This window comes from Edwardsiella sp. EA181011, from assembly GCF_000800725.1.
In the GTDB taxonomy this organism is placed as follows: domain Bacteria; phylum Pseudomonadota; class Gammaproteobacteria; order Enterobacterales; family Enterobacteriaceae; genus Edwardsiella; species Edwardsiella anguillarum.
Genome location: NZ_CP011364.1, coordinates 3,376,590 through 3,393,901, shown reverse-complemented (window position 1 = coordinate 3,393,901; position 17,312 = coordinate 3,376,590). Strand labels below are relative to the sequence as shown.

Sequence of the window (17,312 nt, the reverse complement as noted above, 5' to 3'; positions counted from 1 at the left end):
CGGTATTCACCTCTATAACGGCATGCGCGGCATGCCGTTCTTGATCGCCGCGAAGCCGGCCTCAGGCCGCGTCGCACTTGGCGATATCGGCAAAGCTTCCCTGCAGCAGGGCGGCGAGATCGGCGGCGGCCAGTTCAATGTCTAATCCGCGCTTGCCGCCGGAGACAAAGATGGTGTCGAACTGACGGGCGGGCGCATCAATCACCGTCGGCAGGCGCTTTTTTTGCCCCAGCGGACTGATGCCGCCGACCAGATAGCCGGTGACGCGCTGGGCCAGCGCAGGGTCGGCCATGTCGGCCTTCTTGGCGCCGAATGCCTTGGCGACCTTCTTGAGATCGAGCTGGGTGGCGACCGGTGTGACGGCGACGGCGAGCTTCTTGCTGTCGCCGTTCAGGGCGACCAGCAGCGTTTTATAGACCCGATCGGCGCTCAGACCCAGCTTGCGCACCACTTCGTCGCCGAAGTTGGTTTCATGGGGATCGTGCTCATAGGCGTGCAGGGAAAAAGCGATGTTATTTTTTTCCAGTAGCAGAACAGCTGGCGTCATTGGGAATACCTCATCATGCGTTTTGCCGCCAGTATATATCATACAAAAACGTTGACCAGCGCCGGACGACGGCATCGCGTGGATCGCGTGCCGCGGGAGAGCGTCAGGATCACTCGGTGGATAAGTTCCGGTGGATAACGGTTGCCAGCGCGGCGTGGCGATTGCTACCCTATACAGAAGACCGGGCCCCCCTGGGGGGACGCCCGGCATAATAATAATATCTGAAGTTCCTCTTTGACTGGCCAATAGCGATATTGGCCTTTTTTTATGCGCCGCGCGGGCGGGATCAGGCAAACAGGCTGATGATCAGCACGATGATCAGGCCGACCACCGAGTTAACCAGCTCCAGCAGTCCCCAGGTCTTCAGCGTGTCCTTGACCGACAGATCAAAATATCCCTTAAACAGCCAGAATGAGGCATCGTTGATGTGCGTCAGGGTGTTGGAGCCCGCGGCGGTGGCCAGCACCAGCAGCGCCGGATTAACGCCGACCAGCTGACCCGTCGCCGGATCGAGTATGGCGGCGCTGATGATCCCGGCGGCGGTCATGGCAGAGACGACGCCCTGGCCGGTCGCCAGACGGATCAGCACGGTGATAAGCCAGGCCATGATATAGGGGGAGACATTGCCATGGGACATCAGCATACCGATGGTATCGCCGATGCCGGTATCGATAATCGTCTGCTTCAGCACGCCGCCTGCGCCGATAATCAGGATCACCATGGCAATGCTTTTTACGGCGTTCTCAAAGGCGTTCATCACCCACTGCATGTCGTGACCGCGTGCGGTGCCGAACAGCACAAAGGCGACCAGCATGGCGATAAACATGGCGATGGGCGACGAACCGATAAAGTTGACGACCTCCCAGGCAGGCGTCCCTTTGACCAGCCAGACGTTGGCAATGGTCGTTGAGATCATGATGATCGCCGGGATGAGAGGCACCAGAATCGAGATGCCGAAAGAGGGCAGGTTATCGCGATCGACCGGGACATCCTGCGTCAGAAAGGCCGGCGTCGGACGTTCAAGGTTGCCGAGAAACCTTGGCAGGATCAGACCGGCGCAGATGACGCTCGGAATGGTGACCAGAATACCGTAGATATAGACCATGCCCATATCTGCGCCGTAGGCGTTGACCAGGGCGACCGGCCCCGGCTGCGGCGGAAACAGTGAGTGCGCCGTTGTGGCGGCGGCGACGGCTGGGATTGCCAGCTTCAGGAAGGGGATTTTGGCCTCGGCGGCGATGACGATCACCAGCGGTGCCAGCATGATAAAGGCCACCTCATAGAACATCGCCAGGCCGAAAATCAGGCCAATGATGATCACGGAGAGCTGAACATAGCGCAGCCCCAGACGCGCCAGCAGCGTATGGGCTATCTGATGTGCGGCGCCGGAGTCGACCATCAGTTTACCGATCACGGCGCCAAACACCACGATGATCGCCAGCTCGCCCAGGGTACTGCCGAAGCCGGATTTCATGGTATGCAGCAGCGCCATGAGATCCATTCCGGCGAGCATGCCGACGGAGAGCGCTGCCAGCAGTAGCGCCACCATCGAGTTGATACGAAACTTGAGGTTCAGTACCAGCATCAGTCCGATGCCGAATACGACCCAGAGTATATTGAGAATATGCATAAAATCCCTGTCATTTGGTCAACCAATTTAAATTCGGCCGACATGTTATCTGTTTTTGGTTGACCAATGATGCGACGATTATCACACCACTTTATTTATTATTTAAGTGACTAATAGCTTGCTATATCTTTTGGCGCCGCCGTGGCGCAGTGATTTTTTCCTTTTTATTCAATTGATTGTGTTTTTATCGGGCTCATCAGGCGCGAGAGCTCCGCGATCGCCGTCATATTTTGGCGGGGAGACGACGCGCGGGACGGGATGCGGGCAGCTGAACCGATGTTATTTGATCCGCCTCGTTTTTCCGTGCGCCGCTGGCCACGCCGTCGGCGGGCGGTGGTATAGTTCGACGTTATATAATGGGAGCTGGCGAGTGCTATATGATGAAAGATCACAGGGTGCAACGGCGGCCCTATCAGGAGATCGGGGCGATGATCCGCGATCTGATCGCCCAGACGCCCTATCGTCCCGGTGAGCGCCTGCCGCCGGAGCGAGATATTGCCGAGAGGCTGGGCGTGACGCGTACCGTGGTGCGCGAGGCGCTGATCATGCTGGAGATTAATGGACTGGTTGAGGTGCGGCGCGGCGCCGGGATCTTTGTGCTGGAAGCGCCGGTGCAGAAGGAGAGCGTCTCGTGTAATGACGCCGGGCCCTTTGAGCTGCTGCAGGCCCGGCAGCTGCTGGAGAGCAATATCGCCGAGTTTGCCGCGCTGCAGGCGACGCGTGAGGATATTATCAAGATGCGTCATGCGCTGCAGCTTGAGGCGCGAGAGCTGGCCTCGACCGCGCCCGACGGGCCGGAGTGCGGCGATATGCAGTTCCACCTGGCCATCGCCGAAGCGACCCATAACAGCATGCTGGTGGATCTGTTCCGCCAGTCGTGGCAGTGGCGGGAGCACAATCCGATGTGGATCCAGCTACACCGTCATCTGGCGGATACGCACTATCGTACGGCCTGGCTGGCCGACCATCACCAGATTCTGGCCGCGCTGATCAAGAGGGATGCCCGGGCCGCCAAGCTGGCCATGTGGCAGCACCTGGAAAACGTGAAGCGGCGCCTGCTGGCATTTTCTGACGTCGATGATATCGACTTTGACGGCTACCTGTTCGACTCTTGGCCGCTGGACAGACTGACCCCCTGAGGGGCGGGCTCAGGCCGTTAGCGCATAGGGCGCCAGCAGATCCGGCAGCCCCTGCTCGCCAAACAGGTGCAGTGCGCCCACGGCCACCACATACTCTCCCGGCGGCAGGACGATCAGGCGCTGGCGCCAGGCGCGGTTACGCTGCACCATCAGCACGTCGGCCAGCGCCGGGCAAAAGGTCATCGGCAGCGGCGTCTGCAGCACCGGCGGGGGCGCTAGCCACCAGCCGATCAGCGTCTGCAGCAGGCGGGCATTGTTGTGCCAGTGCCGCAGGGTATCATCCAGCAGATCACGTCCCTGTTCGGGGAGCCGGTACAGCATTTCCAGCTGGGTATCGGCGCCCTCCAGCTCTACGATCGGCCGTTCTGCCCCATGGGCACAGTTCAGCAGCTGGCAGTCGATGCCAAATTCGCTGCACAGCCCCAGCTGTTGCGCTTGCTGCGCCTGCAGCAGCAGCGCGCAGCGCCACAGGGGAAAGTCATCCATGCGCTCGACGGCCAGGCCGGTTTCGCGGCAGCGTTGGCTGAGTGCGTCATAGCGCGCGGCGTCCAGGCGTGCCGACAGCGGCTGCGCCTGGGGCGGGCTGCTGATATCGCTGCCGGGGCGGGTGATATCGGCCTCGACGATCAGCGCCTGAGCCTGGCGCACGCGCTGAAGCAGGGGCGCCGGTAGCGGCGACATCGCGGCGTTGCCCATGTGAATGCTGGCGACCAGATGCAGCCGGGCGCCGTTGCGCAGGTTTACGTCAAGGGCCGGATAGGGGTAGCGTGGCGGCGGGAGCAGCCCGAGACGGGCGGCCAGGTGCCGTAGTCGGTTGAACATGATGCCTCCGGCAGGGCGCGCCGCCGGATTCAGGCAGCCGCCGTTACAGTGTGCGGTAATCTCTTCATGCTACCTGAGGACGAAAAAAAAGCACCGGCTTCCGGTGCTTTTTGTCTTCAGAGGTCGTTTAGTCCTTCGGGGTAAAACGCAGCAGGCGGTTGGCGTTGCTGACCACCGTGATGGAGGAGAGCGCCATGGCGGCGCCGGCGACCACCGGGCTGAGCAGGGTGCCGGTCAACGGGTAGAGTACCCCGGCGGCGATCGGAATACCCAGCGTGTTATAGACAAACGCGCCCAGCAGGTTCTGCTTCATATTGCGCAGCGTGGCCCGCGACAGCGCCACCGCATCAGCCACGCCGCTCAGGCTATGGCGCATTAGGGTGATGGCCGCCGTCTCGATGGCGATATCGCTGCCGCCGCCCATGGCGATGCCGACGTCCGCCTGCGCCAGCGCCGGGGCATCGTTAATACCATCGCCGACCATGGCGACCTTATGCCCTGCCTGCTGTAGCGATCTGATGGCCTCCGCCTTGCCCTCCGGCAGCACGCCGGCGATCACCTGATCTATTCCCGCTTCGCGCGCGATAGCCTGGGCGGTGAGTGGATTGTCCCCCGTCAGCATCACCAGCCGGTAGCCCATACCGTGCAGACGCTGCAGGGCGGCGACGCTGTCGCTGCGCAGCGGATCGCGAATCGACAGCAGCGCCGCGGCGCGACCGTCGACCGCCAGCAGCACCGGCGTGGCGCCCTGGCTGGCCTGCTGCGCCAGCAGCGTATCCAGGGCGTGGGTGTCGACCCCTTGCGCCGCCATCAGCGCCGCGTTGCCCAGCAGCAGGGTATGGCCCTCGGCTTCACCGCTGACTCCCAGCCCGCGCAGGGTGCGAAACTGGGTGACCGGCGGCAGCGTTTGCCCTTCGGCCCGGGCGCTGACGGCGCGCGCCAGCGGGTGGTTGGAGCCACTCTCCAGCGCGGCGGCCCAGCGGAGGGCCTGCGTTTCGTCGATGCCCTCCAGCGTATGGACGGCGATCACCTTGGGCATCCCTTCGGTCAGGGTGCCCGTTTTATCGAAGACCAGCGTATCCAGCTCGCTGGCGTGCTGCAGCGCATCGGCGTCGCGCACCAGCACCCCCAGCTCGGCGGCGCGGCCGACTCCGGAGATGATGGACATCGGCGTCGCTAGCCCCAGCGCGCAGGGACAGGCGATGATCAGCACCGTCGTGGCGACCACCAGGGTATAGACCAGCTGCGGCTGCGGGCCGAAGAAGAACCAGATCAGCCCGCTGATGACGGCGATGGCGACCACCGTCGGTACAAAGACGGCGGAGATGCGATCCGCCAGCTGGCCGATGGCCGGCTTACTGCTTTGGGCCTGGCGGACCAGCTTAATGATGCGCGCCAGCGTGGTCTGGCTGCCGATGGCGGCGGCGCGGAACAGCACGCTGCCATCGGTGACGACGGTGCCGGCGTGCACCCGATCGCCGGCGCCCTTTTGCTGCGCGATGGGTTCGCCGGTCAGCATGGCCTCATCCAGCCAGGCCTCGCCGGAGAGGATCTCACCGTCGACCGGTACCCGATCGCCGGTGACCAGACGCAGGGTCATTCCCAGCTGCACCTCGGCTAACGGCACGTTCTTCTCGCCCTCGTCCGTCACCAGGCGAGCGGTCGGCGGCGTCAGATCCAACAGTCGTTCCAGGGCGCTGGAGGAGCGTTGGCGCGCCCGCGCCTCCATCGCATGCCCCAGGTTGATCAGGCCGATGATCATCGCGCTGGCCTCATAGTAGAGGTGGCGCGCCTCCGGCGGAAAAATCTGTGGCCACAGGTTGACGCTGATGGAGTACAGCCAGGCGGCACCGGTGCCCAGTGCCACCAGCGTATCCATGGTGGCGCTGCCGTTGAGCAGGCTACGCCAGGCGTTGCGATAGAAGTGGCCGCCGGCACCGATCATCACTGCCAGGGTGGCGATCCCGACGATAAGCCAGGGGATCTGGCTGTGCTCGGTTAAGGTCATCGAACCGCCGAACAGCCCCCAGGCCATCAGCGGCAGACCGAGCCCCAGCGCCACGGCGGCCTGCCAGCGGAAGGCGCGCACGGCTTTCTGCGCGCTCTCATGCTGACGGGCGCGGCGCAGCGCCTCATCTTGGATTATCTCCGCGCCGTAGCCGGCCTTCTGCACGGCGCTGACCAGCGCCTGCGGATCGCCGTGGCCGCTGACCAGCGCGCTGCGTTCGGCTAGGTTGACCCGGGCATGCGCTACGCCGGGCACCGCCTGCAGAGCGTTTTGCACTTTCAGCACGCAGCTGGCGCAGCTCATGCCGTCGAGCAGCAGCTGCACGCTGTCGTCGTCATCGCCGGCGCGCGGTGCGGCGTCGGCGGACGCGGTGGCTGCCGGAGTGGGATCGAGAGCCGCTGCCTGGGTTTCCGGCATCGCAACATCAGTGCTGGGCAGCGGCTCAGATTTTGGGTATGCACCCTCCACGGCCTGCGCCTGGTAGCCTGCCTGCTGCACGGCGGCTACCAGCGCTGCGTTGTCCGCCTGGCCATAGATGTCGGCTTGGGTGAGGGTCACCATGGCGGCGTCAACGCCGGGCACGGCCTCCAGCGCCTGGGTGACGCTGGCGATGCAGTGGCCACAGCTCAGGTCGCTGAGGCTGAGGCGGACGTCGGCATCGCCGGCCGGCGCGGCCTGGTAACCCGCCTGCTCGACGCTGTGAATAATATCAGCGGCGCTGGCGCTGCCGATCACCCGGGCATAGCGCGGCGTATTGACGATGGCCTGCTCGACGTCGGGGCGGGCCTCCAGCGCATTTTTTACTTTTTTAGCGCAGTTCATGCAGGAAAGCCCCTGCAGGGCGAATAGCTGTGTCTGTGACATGATGAGACCTCTCTCGCAAATGGTTACGCTCAGGGTGCGGCGCGATAGCCTGCCGATTGGCGTCGTCCTCAATTACGGTTAAGCTTAAACCTTCCCGCAAGGTTAAGGTCAAGGGGGACGGGTGAATATTAGTGAAGTGGCGAAAAAAACCGGCCTGAGCAGCAAGGCCATTCGCTTTTATGAAGAGAAAGGGCTGGTGACGCCGCCGCTGCGCGGGGAGAACGGCTACCGCCACTATGCGGCGACCCAGCTGGAGGAGCTGACGCTGCTGCGTCAGGCGCGCCAGGTCGGTTTTACGCTGGAGGAGTGCCGGGAGCTGATGGCGCTGTTCCACGACGAGCACCGCCACAGCGCCGAGGTAAAACAGCGCACCCTGCAAAAGGTGGCGGAGATCGAGTCACACATCCGCGATCTGCAGGCGATGCGTGACCGGCTGGCGGCGCTGGCACAGGCCTGCCCCGGTGACGATAGCGCCGATTGCCCGATCATTAACGATCTGGCCGGCTGCTGTCGCGGGGCGGGGCACAGGGGATAACCTCCAGCGTGATGCCGCTGACGGCGCGCACCTGAACGCACTGTCCGGCGGGCAGATCCTGTGCACAGGTGACGCGCCAGCTGCTGTCACCGAGGCGCAGGCGCCCATGGCCGTTGACCAGGGGCTGCTCCAGGAGCGCCCGTTGACCGATCAGCTGGCGACCGCGCTGGTTGAGGGCGCTGTCCGCGCCCTCTTCCGCGGCGCCGCGGCGCTGCCAGCGCCACCACAATAGGGCGCTGATCACCGTCAGCAGGGCGAACAGGGTGAGCTGAGCCTCCCAGCCAAACGGCCACAGCCAGTGCAGCAGGCCGACCAGCAGGGCGGCGCAGCCGCTCCACAGGGCATAGCCTCCGGCGCCGAGCAGCTCGGCGGCCAGCAACAGTCCCCCAGCGTGAGCCACAGACCGTGAGGGTTCTGCAGCAGATAGGCCATCATGGCTGGCAATCCTTGCGGCTGTCTGAACGCAGCAGTTCGCTGATCCCGCCGACGGCGCCCAGCAGGCTGCTGGCCTCCAGCGGCATCATGATCACCTTGCTGTTATTCGACTCGCCGATACGCTGCAGCGCTTCGGTATACCTCTGTGCGACAAAATAGTTGATGGCCTGCATGTTCCCGGCGGCAATGGCCTCCGACACCATGGCGGTGGCCTGCGCTTCGGCCTGGGCGGCGCGCTCGCGCGCCTCGGCCTGCAGGAAGGCGGACTGACGCTCCCCCTCCGCCTTGAGGATCTGCGACTGTTTCTCCCCCTCCGCGCGCAGAATCGCGGCCTGACGCACCCCCTCGGCCTCCAGAATATCAGCGCGCTTGGTGCGCTCGGCCTTCATCTGGGCGTTCATGGAAGCGATCAGCTCGGCCGGTGGGCGTACGTCGCGGATTTCAATACGGGTCACTTTGATCCCCCAGGGGTTGGTGGCTTCATCGACGATCTGCAGCAGGCGGCTGTTGATCAGATCGCGCTGGGAGAGCATCTCATCCAGCTCCATGGAGCCGAGCACGGTACGGATGTTGGTCATCGTCAGATTGATGATCGCCAGATCGAGGTTGCTCACCTCATAGGCGGCACGTGCCGGATCGATCACCTGAATGAAGCAGACGGCATCGATGGTGACGTTGGCGTTGTCTTTGGAGATCACCTCCTGGGAAGGGATGTCCAGAACTTGTTCCATCATGTTGATTTTACGGCCAATGCGATCCATGAACGGGATCACCAGATTCAGCCCCGGCATCAGGGTGCGGGTGTAGCGGCCAAAACGTTCAACGGTCCACTGATAGCCCTGAGGGACGATCTTTATCGCCGACCAGACGATAACCAGGGCGACGATCACCAGTACCGGAAAGACTGTGAGCATGTGTTTCTCCTTGAGTTGGCGGGCTGAGGGCGCGGCGGAGGGCCGCGCGGCTTAGTCCGGGAACGCCGTCAGTTCAAAAACGCCCAGCTGGCCGTGGCCGCGAATATCCACGCTGTGTGTCTGCGGGCAGGGCGTTTGCAGGATGGCGCTGTCATAGCGCGCCAGCTGCAGCGATGCCGTGGCGCCGAGCGGCGTCAGCGACAGGTCGCCCTGGCGGCAAAACAGCAGGATCGTGCTGGCGTGACAGCGCAGCGGGGGCATGGTGGGGCGAATATCCAGCCACTGCAAACGCGCGCCGTAGTGGCGCGGGTCGTAAATCAGGTTGAGATCGCGCACCGGGCCATCGCTCAGGTGACCGCTGACCCGGCTATCGCCGGAGAAGCGCACGATGTCATTGCCGCATAGCGGCGGCTGGGTTGAGCCGTCAATGGTCAGCGTCAGCCCTGACCCCTCGAGCAGCGATAGGATCCGCTGATAGCCGCCGTAGGCGGAGAAGGGGGCATCGCGGGTGACATCGGCCATTGAGAGTCGCCAGCGAAAGCGGGAGCCGCTGGCGTTGTCCTCCCGCATGATTTCACGCGTGGTGCCCTGACCGTTGTGCCAGGGCATGCTTTGGTAGTCGCTTAACCGGTGAATCTGCCACGGGGTCATCGCTGTCTGTCCTGTAAACGGGCCGCACGGCGGCATAACTGTAGTCTGTGGAGCGCCCTCGGCGCCCATCCATGCCCATCTATAATGTATAGCTATTTTGTGGTCAATGGCACGCGACAGGTCAAATAGTTGTGTCCGATAGCTGCGTTTATCGCGGCCGATGAGGCGGCGGCGGTTTGGCGTGCGCGGGGAAATCTGCCACAATGCCGCCCGTCCGAGGCGTCCTCAAACAAGGCAGAACACGATGCAGTATCCGATCAATGAAGTATTTCAGAGTTTACAGGGCGAAGGTTTTTATACCGGCGTTCCGGCGATTTTTATTCGTCTGCAGGGGTGCCCGGTCGGCTGCAGCTGGTGCGATAGTCAGCACACCTGGCATCAGCGCCCGGAGTGTCAAGCCGATCTGGCGCAGATCGTTGAAAAGACGGCGGAGAGCGAAGCCTGGGCCAGCGCCGATGCGGCGGCGCTGGTTGCGCTGTTACGGCAGCGGGGCTATCAGGCCCGCCACGTAGTGATCACCGGCGGCGAGCCCTGTATGTACGATCTGCTGCCGTTGACCACGGCGCTGGAGCAGGGCGGCTATCGCTGCCAGATAGAGACCAGCGGAACCCACCCGGTGCGCTGCAGCGCACAGACCTGGGTGACCGTATCCCCCAAGGTGGGGATGCGCGGAGGGATGGAGGTGCTTACCGACGCGCTACGCCGCGCCAACGAGATAAAACACCCGGTTGCGCGGGCGCGCGATATCGAGGCGCTGGATGCGCTGCTGGCGCGTTTGGACGGTGAGTTGCCGCCGGTGGTGGCGCTACAGCCGATCTCCTGTAAGGAAGAGGCGACCCGCCTGTGTATTGAAACGTGCCTGGCGCGCAACTGGCGCCTGTCCATGCAGACTCATAAATACCTGAATATCGTCTGAGTAGCGCGCCCCGCCGGAGAGCGGCGGGGCGCGTTGGCACTAGCGTCGGGCCGCGGGCGCCGAGCGCCGCGGCGTGTGGAGACCGACCGGTTGGGTCGGCGACGTCGGTTGGCGCTCCGGCCTGAGATCCATCTCAATCATCCATAGCTGCTCATTGATCTCCTCCTTGCGGGCATCGATCTGACGATAGTCTGAGTGAGGGCTTTGCGTCACGGTATACGCTCCTGATGGATTATTTGCCGGCGCATCATAGCGCGTCGGCGCCAGAGAGAAAGCAGGTAATGTCTGAAAACCGTATGCGTTCTCATTTCTTCTCTTTTTCTGCGCCGTCGGGCGCGGCGATAACGTCGAATAATCGTTTGCCTGGGGCCCGGGGGATGGCTAAAGTAGGCGGCTATTTTCACTGTGGGCGGGAAGTCAGCGAGGCAATATGCGCTGGCAAGGAGAGGATATGCTGCCATCAGCGGGCTGGTTAGGGCTCAGTTACTTTACCTATTTTTTCTCATTCGGCGTCTTTCTTCCGTTCTGGAGCCTGTGGCTGCAGGGGCAGGGGATCTCGCCGGAGTCCATCGGCATTCTGCTGGGCGCCGGGATGGGCGCCCGCTTCGTCGGCAGCCTGTTCATTACCCCGGAGGTCAAGAGAACCTCGCAGCTGCTGGTGGCGCTGCGTCTGGTGACGCTGATCGCCCTGTTCTGCGGCGTCGCCTTCATGCTGGGCAGCGCCTGGGCCTGGCTGATGGCGGTGATGGTGGGGTTCAGCCTGTTCTATGGTCCGCTGGTGCCGCTGACCGATGCGCTGGCGGCGACCTGGCAGCGCCAGATTGGGCTGGACTACGGCAAGGTGCGCCTGTGGGGATCCCTGGCCTTTATCGTGGGCTCGGCGGCGACCGGCGAGCTGGTCAACGCCTTTGGCCATCAGGCTATTCTGTATAGCCTGCTGGGGGGACTGCTGGCGATGCTGCTGGGCATGCTACCGCGCCCGGCACAGCCGCCTCAGGATGGCCCCGCCCATCAGACGGCGCAGGTCACCCCCTGGTCTATTTTGCTGCGGGAGCGTTCGGTGTGGCGTTTTTTGCTGTGCTGCGCGCTGTTGCAGGGGGCCCACGCCGGCTATTACGCCTTCAGCACCCTTTTTTGGAGCCGGGCCGGTTACTCTGCGTCGCTGGTAGGATACCTGTGGTCGCTGGGGGTGGTGGCCGAGGTGATTATCTTTGCCCTGAGCAATCGCCTGTTTCGCCGCTGGACGGTGTCTGGCCTGCTGCTGCTATCCTGCCTTTGCGCGCTGCTGCGCTGGGTAATGATGGGGGCGACGACGGCGCTGCCGTGGCTGGTGGTGATGCAGATCCTGCACGCCGGCACCTTCACCGTATGTCATCTGGCGGCGATGCGCTTTATCTCGGCGCGTCAGGGCGGCGATGTGATCCGCTTGCAGGCGGTCTATTCGGCGCTGGGCATGGGGGGAAGCGTGGCGGTGATGACGGTGCTGGCAGGGGTGGTATATCAATACAGCCCCAGTGGCATGTTTTATCTGATGGCGCTGCTGGTGACGCCGGTGCTGTTCCTGCGCCCCGGCGTCCGCTGATCACTGGCCGCGGTAGGTGCAGCCGGCGGTGCAGGTCTCTTTGACTCGCACCGCGCTCAGCAGCGGCAGGCTCGGCTTGAGCTGATCCCAAATCCAGCGGGCCAGCACCTCGCTGGTCGGGTTTTCCAGCCCGGCGATCTCATTGAGATAGTGGTGATCCAGCTGATCATAGATCGGTTGGAAGCGCGCTTTCAGATCGGCAAAGTCCATTACCCAACCGGTGTAGGGGTCGACCTCACCGGTGATCTCTATGCGCACCAGAAACGAGTGGCCGTGCAAACGGCCGCACTTGTGTCCCTGCGGTACGTGCGGCAAACGGTGGGCCGCTTCAAACTGAAACTCTTTAAACAGGGTGGTTGTCATGGTGACGCCTCATAACCAAAAGAAGCGCATGGTAGCGCAAAGCGGCGCAGGGGGGTAGTTTGCGCCGTAGATCGGCCCCGATTGTGTTATTTAGCCTGCATTGTTGTGTTTTTTATTTGTTAAATTGAGGCGACCAACACTATGCTGGACGGCACCCTATTCCGCCGTCACAGGAGTGATGCCATGCCCTTTTCCCGCCCCGTCCCACCGGCCGAGATGCTGCTGTCCCAGCTGCGCGCCATCGCAGGCCCCGCTCGAGTATTAAGCGATACGCGCAAAATGGCGCGCTACTGTAAAGGCTTCCGCTCCGGTCAGGGCAGCGCGCTGGCCGTGGTGTTTCCCGAGACGCTGCTGGCGATGTGGCGGATCTTCAAGGCCTGCGTCGAGGCCGATCGCATCATTCTGATGCAGGCGGCCAATACCGGCCTGACCGAAGGGTCGACCCCCAGCGGCGACGACTACGATCGCGAGCTGGTGATCATCAATACCCTGCGTCTGGGCGGCGCTCAGCTGTTGGACGAGGGGCGCCAGGTGGTGGCGCTGCCCGGTACCACCCTGTGGCAGCTTGAGCGGCTGCTGAAACCGCTGGAGCGGGAGCCCCACTCGGTGATCGGCTCCTCCTGCATCGGCGCTTCGGTGATCGGCGGCATCTGTAACAACTCCGGCGGCGCACTGGTGCAGCGTGGTCCGGCCTATACCGAAATGGCGCTGTATGGACGGGTCAATGAACAGGGAGAGGCGGAGCTGGTCAACCATCTGGGCATTGCGCTGGGCGAGACGCCGGAGGCCATATTGACGAATCTGGCCCAGCGACGCTACGGCGATGCGGATGTCCAGCATGATGCGCGCCGGGCCTCCGACCACCAGTATGCGCAGCGCGTCAGGGCGGTGGATGCTGCCACGCCGGCCCGCTTTAACGCCGACGAGCGGCGCCTGTTTGAGGCCTCCGGCTGTGCCGGAAAGCTGGCGGTGTTCGCCGTGCGTCTGGACACGTTTCCCGCCGAGCCGCACCAGCAGGTGTTTTATATCGGCACCGATCGACCTCAGGTGTTGACCGAGCTGCGGCGGCATATACTGAGCCACTTTACCCACCTGCCGGTGGCCGCGGAGTATATGCATCGCGATACGTTTGATATCGCCGAGCGCTATGGCAAAGATACCTTTTTGATGATCGAAAAGCTGGGGACGGATCGGATGCCGTTCTTCTTCAACCTGAAGGGGCGGATCGACGCATGGGCGGAGCGTGTGCCACTGCTGCCGTCCCACCCGGTCGATCGCGCGATGCAGGCGCTGAGTCGTCTGTGGCCGGGGCATCTGCCGCCGCGCATCAGGCAGTACCGCGATCGCTACTCGCACCACCTGCTGCTGAAGATGGCCGGTGACGGGATCGAGGAGGCACAGCGGTGGCTGAGCGACTATTTTTCCCAGGCCGACGGCGACTTTTTTACCTGCACGCCGGAGGAGGGGAGCAAGGCGTTTTTACACCGCTTCGCCGCCGCCGGGGCGGCGATACGCTATCAGGCGGTGCATGATCAGCAGGTCGAAGACATTCTGGCGCTGGATATCGCCCTGCGGCGCAACGACGCGGAGTGGTTTGAACAGCTGCCGCCGGAGCTGACGCAGGATCTGTCGCACTGCCTGTACTATGGTCACTTTATGTGTCACGTATTCCATCAGGACTATATCGTGCGCAAGGGGGCCGATGCGGCAGCGATTAAGACGAAGATGCTGGCGCTGCTGGATGCGCGCGGCGCGGAGTATCCGGCGGAGCACAACGTGGGCCATCTCTACCGCGCTAAGCCGCAGCTGGAGGCCTTTTATCGCCATCAGGATCCCACCAATACTCTCAATCCCGGCATCGGCAAGACCAGCAAGTGCCGCGGCTGGGGCTGCGACGGCGGCCACTAGGATGCGCCTCGCGGCCGTGTGCGCCAGCGACGCCCAGGGCCCGTTACGGGGTACGCCCTAGGCCGGCTTTTCATCCGTCGGCGAGCAGTACAGGCGGTGCAGGGTTTCCAGCAGGGTCAGCGTGCGCGGATCGTCAATGCGGTAGACGATCTGTTTGCCTTCGCGTCGAGTGGTGACCAGCGTCAGGCGGCGCAGCACCCCAAGCTGCTGAGAGAGGGTCGGCTGTAGGATCCCCGTCGCCGCCTCCAGCTCGCCGACGGCCGCCTCGCCCTGACTGAGGCGGCACAGCAGCAGCAGGCGATCCGGATTGGCCAGCGCGCGCAGGATCCGCGATGTGTCTGCCGCCGCCCGCTGCATCTGCCGGTGCATTTGAGATGTCGCCATCGTGCACTTCCTCACCAACGCTTTCTTATTTAATATTATATATTATTGTATAATGATGAGGGGAAGCTGGCAACGCCGAGCCGGGTCGCTGCCGGTCTGATAATCGGATTCGATGAGGTGAGCAGATGAAAATCGTAATTGTCGGCGGGGTTGCCGGTGGCGCATCCGCCGCGGTCAGGGCCAGAAGGCTGTCTGAGACGGCGCAGATCATCGTGCTGGAGCGCGGGGAGTATGCATCGTTCGCCAACTGTGGCCTGCCCTATCATATCGGCGGTGAAATCCCGCAGCGCGATAGCCTGCTGTTGAGGACGCCGCAGGATTTTCGCCAACGTTTCAACGTTGAGGTACGGGTGCGTCACGAGGTACTGTCCATTGATCCCCAGGGAAAAACCGTGGAGGTGCGCGATAGCGCCAGCGGGAAAACCTACCGTGAATCCTACGATCGCCTGCTGCTGAGCAGCGGCGCAGCACCGCTGGTGCCGCCGCTGCCGGGGGCGACGAGCCCGGGGGTATTTACCCTGCGCAGCATTAACGATATGGATGCCATTCTGGCGCATATTGCGGCGCGAGCGCCGCAGCATGCCACCGTGGTCGGCGGGGGCTTCATTGGCCTGGAGGTGGCCGAGGCGCTGCGTCAGCGCGGACTGGCGGTCACCCTGTTGGAGATGGGGCCTCAGGTGATGATGCCGGTCGATGGCGAGATGGCGGTGCCGCTGCACCAGACGCTGCGCCGCCACGGGGTGGATCTACGCCTGCGGACGGCGCTGCAGGCGATCGCCGCCGACGGAGAGGGCATGGCCTTGACCCTGAGCGACGGCAGCGTACTGCAGAGCGGGCTGGTGATCATGGCGATCGGGGTGAGGCCGGAAAGTCGCCTGGCGCAGGACGCCGGCCTGGCACTGGGCGCCAGCGGCGGTATTCGGGTGGACAGCGCGATGCACACCTCCGCGGCGGATATCTACGCGGTAGGCGACGCCGTTGAGGCGCCGCCCTTTGACGACGCCATGCCGCCGCTGGTTCCGCTGGCCGGGCCGGCCAACCGCCAGGGGCGCATTGCGGCCGATACCATGCTGGGGCGTGACAGCCGCTACCGCGGTAGCCAGGCGGCGGCGGTGTGTAAGGTCTTTGATATGACCGTCGCCAGCGTGGGGCTGAGTGAGAAGCTGCTGCAGCGCCAGCAGAGGGGCTATGAGAAGGTGTATGTGCATGGGCCTAACCACGCCGGCTACTACCCCCACGCGACGCCCATCAGCCTGAAGCTGCTTTTCGATCCGACCGATGGCGCCATTCTGGGCGCCCAGGCGATAGGTCAGGAGGGGGTCGACAAGCGCATTGATGTGATCTCTGTTGCCCAGCGCGCCGGGCTGAAGGTGGAGGATCTGGAGCACCTGGAGCTGTGCTATGCGCCGCCCTATAACAGCGCCCGGGATCTGGTCAATCAGGCGGGGATGCTGGCGGCCAACGTATGCTGCGGCGATACCGCTATTTGCCATGTCGTCGACGTACTGCAGCGCGATCCGGCGCACCAGTGTTTGCTGGACATCCGCACGCCGCAGGAGCTGAAGGCGCATGGAAGCTATCCGCAGGCGCTGCACATCCCGCTGGATGCGCTGCGCGAACGTCTGAATGATCTACCGCGGGATAAGGAGATCCTGATCGGCTGCCAGTCGGGTCTGCGGGGTCACGTGGCCTACCGTATGCTGGTTCAGCACGGCTTCCGCGCGCGTAATCTGAGCGGGGGCTATATCACCTTTGCACGGACGCTGGCGGCGCAGGCATAGCGCAGCGCATCGGGATTGTCCGCCTGGCGGACGATCCCGGCTTAGCATCGGCGCAGGGCGAAGCAAAAAGCGTATTTTTTCAATGAGTGTATTTACTCACAAAAATAACCCCTGTGCGTTCAGGTTAAGTTTTATTTATCGATCTATTCATGGCGTTAGCCTAGACGCAATCACCGTTCTTTCCTTTCAGGCTGACGCTGAACTTCATGACTTATTATTCTGCGTTATCCCCCTTGCGCCGCCGGAGCGAGATAAGTCATGCCTACACGCAGACAGTCCATTATTAATCTGGATCTGGATTTATTACGCACCTAGGTCGCGGTGGCAGAGACGGTATGTCGTACCCTGCCGGTGGTCAGTCTAACGATAGGACAGGAGCGTCTAGCGGGGGCAGTCCATTAACGGCTCTAAGGTGTCTAGGGGGGCCCCGTAAGGGTACCCGACGGTAACGCGGAGCCAAAAGCGCATAATCAAGGCGGAGGCTGGCCTATATTTAAGCCCGACAATGCAAAGCATCCACTCCTGGCACGCGTCTCATAGGGCTGGGGCCAATTTCCCCCATTACGGCGTTACTCATCACGGTGCATTTTGGTCTAAAACCTCGCTGCTCGGGCCTTGCCCTGGGCTAAAATGACCGTCAGCGACACTCACGGCCCGTAACGGGACACGCCCTAGACTCCCGGTGACGATTGAGAATGTCTGACAATTTCACCTATCCGTTCTAGCAGAATGGCTAATGTGAATATATTTATCTTAACCGTATTGATTGTATGGTTTTTGATTACTACAGTTTTATTATCACTGTAGATGGCTATAGTGATACTTAAGCTTAT

The 17,312-nt window shown here is 62.8% G+C and carries 15 protein-coding genes and 1 pseudogene; 6 read left to right on the top strand and 10 right to left on the bottom strand.

The window, feature by feature from the left end; all coding sequences use genetic code 11:
- Nucleotides 1-61 precede the first annotated feature (61 nt).
- On the bottom strand, nt 62-547 hold the full coding sequence (gene ybaK / locus QY76_RS15020) for a Cys-tRNA(Pro)/Cys-tRNA(Cys) deacylase YbaK (protein WP_034163618.1): 486 nt from the start codon (nt 545-547) through the stop codon (nt 62-64).
- A gap of 286 nt (nt 548-833) precedes the next feature.
- Nucleotides 834-2,177 (bottom strand): gluconate permease GntP, encoded by a 1,344-nt coding sequence (gene gntP, locus QY76_RS15015; RefSeq protein ID WP_045424690.1) that lies wholly within the window; start codon nt 2,175-2,177, stop codon nt 834-836.
- Between the two features lie 380 nt (nt 2,178-2,557).
- Here gntP and uxuR point away from each other — a divergent pair, with 380 nt between their 5' ends.
- Complete coding sequence (gene uxuR, locus QY76_RS15010; protein ID WP_045424963.1) at nt 2,558-3,316, top strand: Uxu operon transcriptional regulator; 759 nt, start codon at nt 2,558-2,560, stop codon at nt 3,314-3,316.
- 9 nt (nt 3,317-3,325) lie between these two features.
- On the opposite strand, the gene QY76_RS15005 is transcribed toward uxuR, so the two are convergent.
- Together QY76_RS15005 and copA are read right to left on the bottom strand one after the other, a co-directional pair.
- Nucleotides 3,326-4,138, bottom strand: a complete 813-nt coding sequence (locus QY76_RS15005) for a TraB/GumN family protein (RefSeq protein WP_034163614.1) — start codon at nt 4,136-4,138, stop codon at nt 3,326-3,328.
- Nucleotides 4,139-4,265: 127 nt separating this feature from the next.
- Nucleotides 4,266-7,010, bottom strand: coding sequence for a copper-exporting P-type ATPase CopA (gene copA / locus QY76_RS15000; protein WP_034163613.1), 2,745 nt, complete (start codon nt 7,008-7,010; stop codon nt 4,266-4,268).
- A 121-nt stretch (nt 7,011-7,131) separates the two neighbouring features.
- Between copA and cueR the strand changes: the two genes are divergently transcribed.
- Entirely contained in the window at nt 7,132-7,545 is a 414-nt protein-coding gene (gene cueR, locus QY76_RS14995) for a Cu(I)-responsive transcriptional regulator (protein WP_034163611.1), read from the top strand.
- Here cueR and QY76_RS14990 read toward each other — a convergent pair.
- The 3 genes and pseudogenes from QY76_RS14990 to QY76_RS14980 form a co-directional block, all read right to left on the bottom strand.
- Nucleotides 7,499-7,980: pseudogene (locus QY76_RS14990) on the bottom strand (NfeD family protein). The gene cueR and the pseudogene QY76_RS14990 overlap by 47 nt on opposite strands.
- Nucleotides 7,977-8,894 (bottom strand): SPFH domain-containing protein, encoded by a 918-nt coding sequence (locus QY76_RS14985; protein ID WP_034163609.1) that lies wholly within the window; start codon nt 8,892-8,894, stop codon nt 7,977-7,979. The pseudogene QY76_RS14990 and the gene QY76_RS14985 overlap by 4 nt, the downstream one beginning before the upstream one ends.
- Before the next feature lie 51 nt (nt 8,895-8,945).
- Complete coding sequence (locus QY76_RS14980) at nt 8,946-9,545, bottom strand: HutD family protein (protein ID WP_034163608.1); 600 nt, start codon at nt 9,543-9,545, stop codon at nt 8,946-8,948.
- 244 nt (nt 9,546-9,789) lie between these two features.
- Between QY76_RS14980 and queE the strand changes: the two genes are divergently transcribed.
- Nucleotides 9,790-10,461: a 7-carboxy-7-deazaguanine synthase QueE gene (gene queE / locus QY76_RS14975; protein ID WP_034163607.1), complete on the top strand. Its 672-nt coding sequence runs from the start codon at nt 9,790-9,792 to the stop codon at nt 10,459-10,461.
- Between the two features lie 39 nt (nt 10,462-10,500).
- On the opposite strand, the gene QY76_RS19110 is transcribed toward queE, so the two are convergent.
- Entirely contained in the window at nt 10,501-10,674 is a 174-nt protein-coding gene (locus QY76_RS19110; RefSeq protein ID WP_167549809.1) for a hypothetical protein, read from the bottom strand.
- Between the two features lie 238 nt (nt 10,675-10,912).
- On the opposite strand from QY76_RS19110, the gene QY76_RS14970 reads away from it, so the two are divergent.
- Entirely contained in the window at nt 10,913-12,043 is a 1,131-nt protein-coding gene (locus QY76_RS14970; RefSeq protein ID WP_045424697.1) for a 3-phenylpropionate MFS transporter, read from the top strand.
- On the opposite strand, the gene queD is transcribed toward QY76_RS14970, so the two are convergent.
- Nucleotides 12,044-12,406, bottom strand: a complete 363-nt coding sequence (gene queD, locus QY76_RS14965; protein WP_034163605.1) for a 6-carboxytetrahydropterin synthase QueD — start codon at nt 12,404-12,406, stop codon at nt 12,044-12,046.
- A gap of 216 nt (nt 12,407-12,622) precedes the next feature.
- Here queD and dld point away from each other — a divergent pair, with 216 nt between their 5' ends.
- Complete coding sequence (gene dld, locus QY76_RS14960; protein WP_371201649.1) at nt 12,623-14,314, top strand: D-lactate dehydrogenase; 1,692 nt, start codon at nt 12,623-12,625, stop codon at nt 14,312-14,314.
- 57 nt (nt 14,315-14,371) lie between these two features.
- Here the strand turns inward: dld and QY76_RS14955 are convergent, their stop codons facing one another.
- Nucleotides 14,372-14,698 (bottom strand): helix-turn-helix transcriptional regulator, encoded by a 327-nt coding sequence (locus tag QY76_RS14955; RefSeq protein ID WP_225865144.1) that lies wholly within the window; start codon nt 14,696-14,698, stop codon nt 14,372-14,374.
- 125 nt (nt 14,699-14,823) lie between these two features.
- Here QY76_RS14955 and QY76_RS14950 point away from each other — a divergent pair, with 125 nt between their 5' ends.
- On the top strand, nt 14,824-16,479 hold the full coding sequence (locus QY76_RS14950) for an FAD-dependent oxidoreductase (RefSeq protein ID WP_045424703.1): 1,656 nt from the start codon (nt 14,824-14,826) through the stop codon (nt 16,477-16,479).
- Nucleotides 16,480-17,312: the final 833 nt, after the last annotated feature.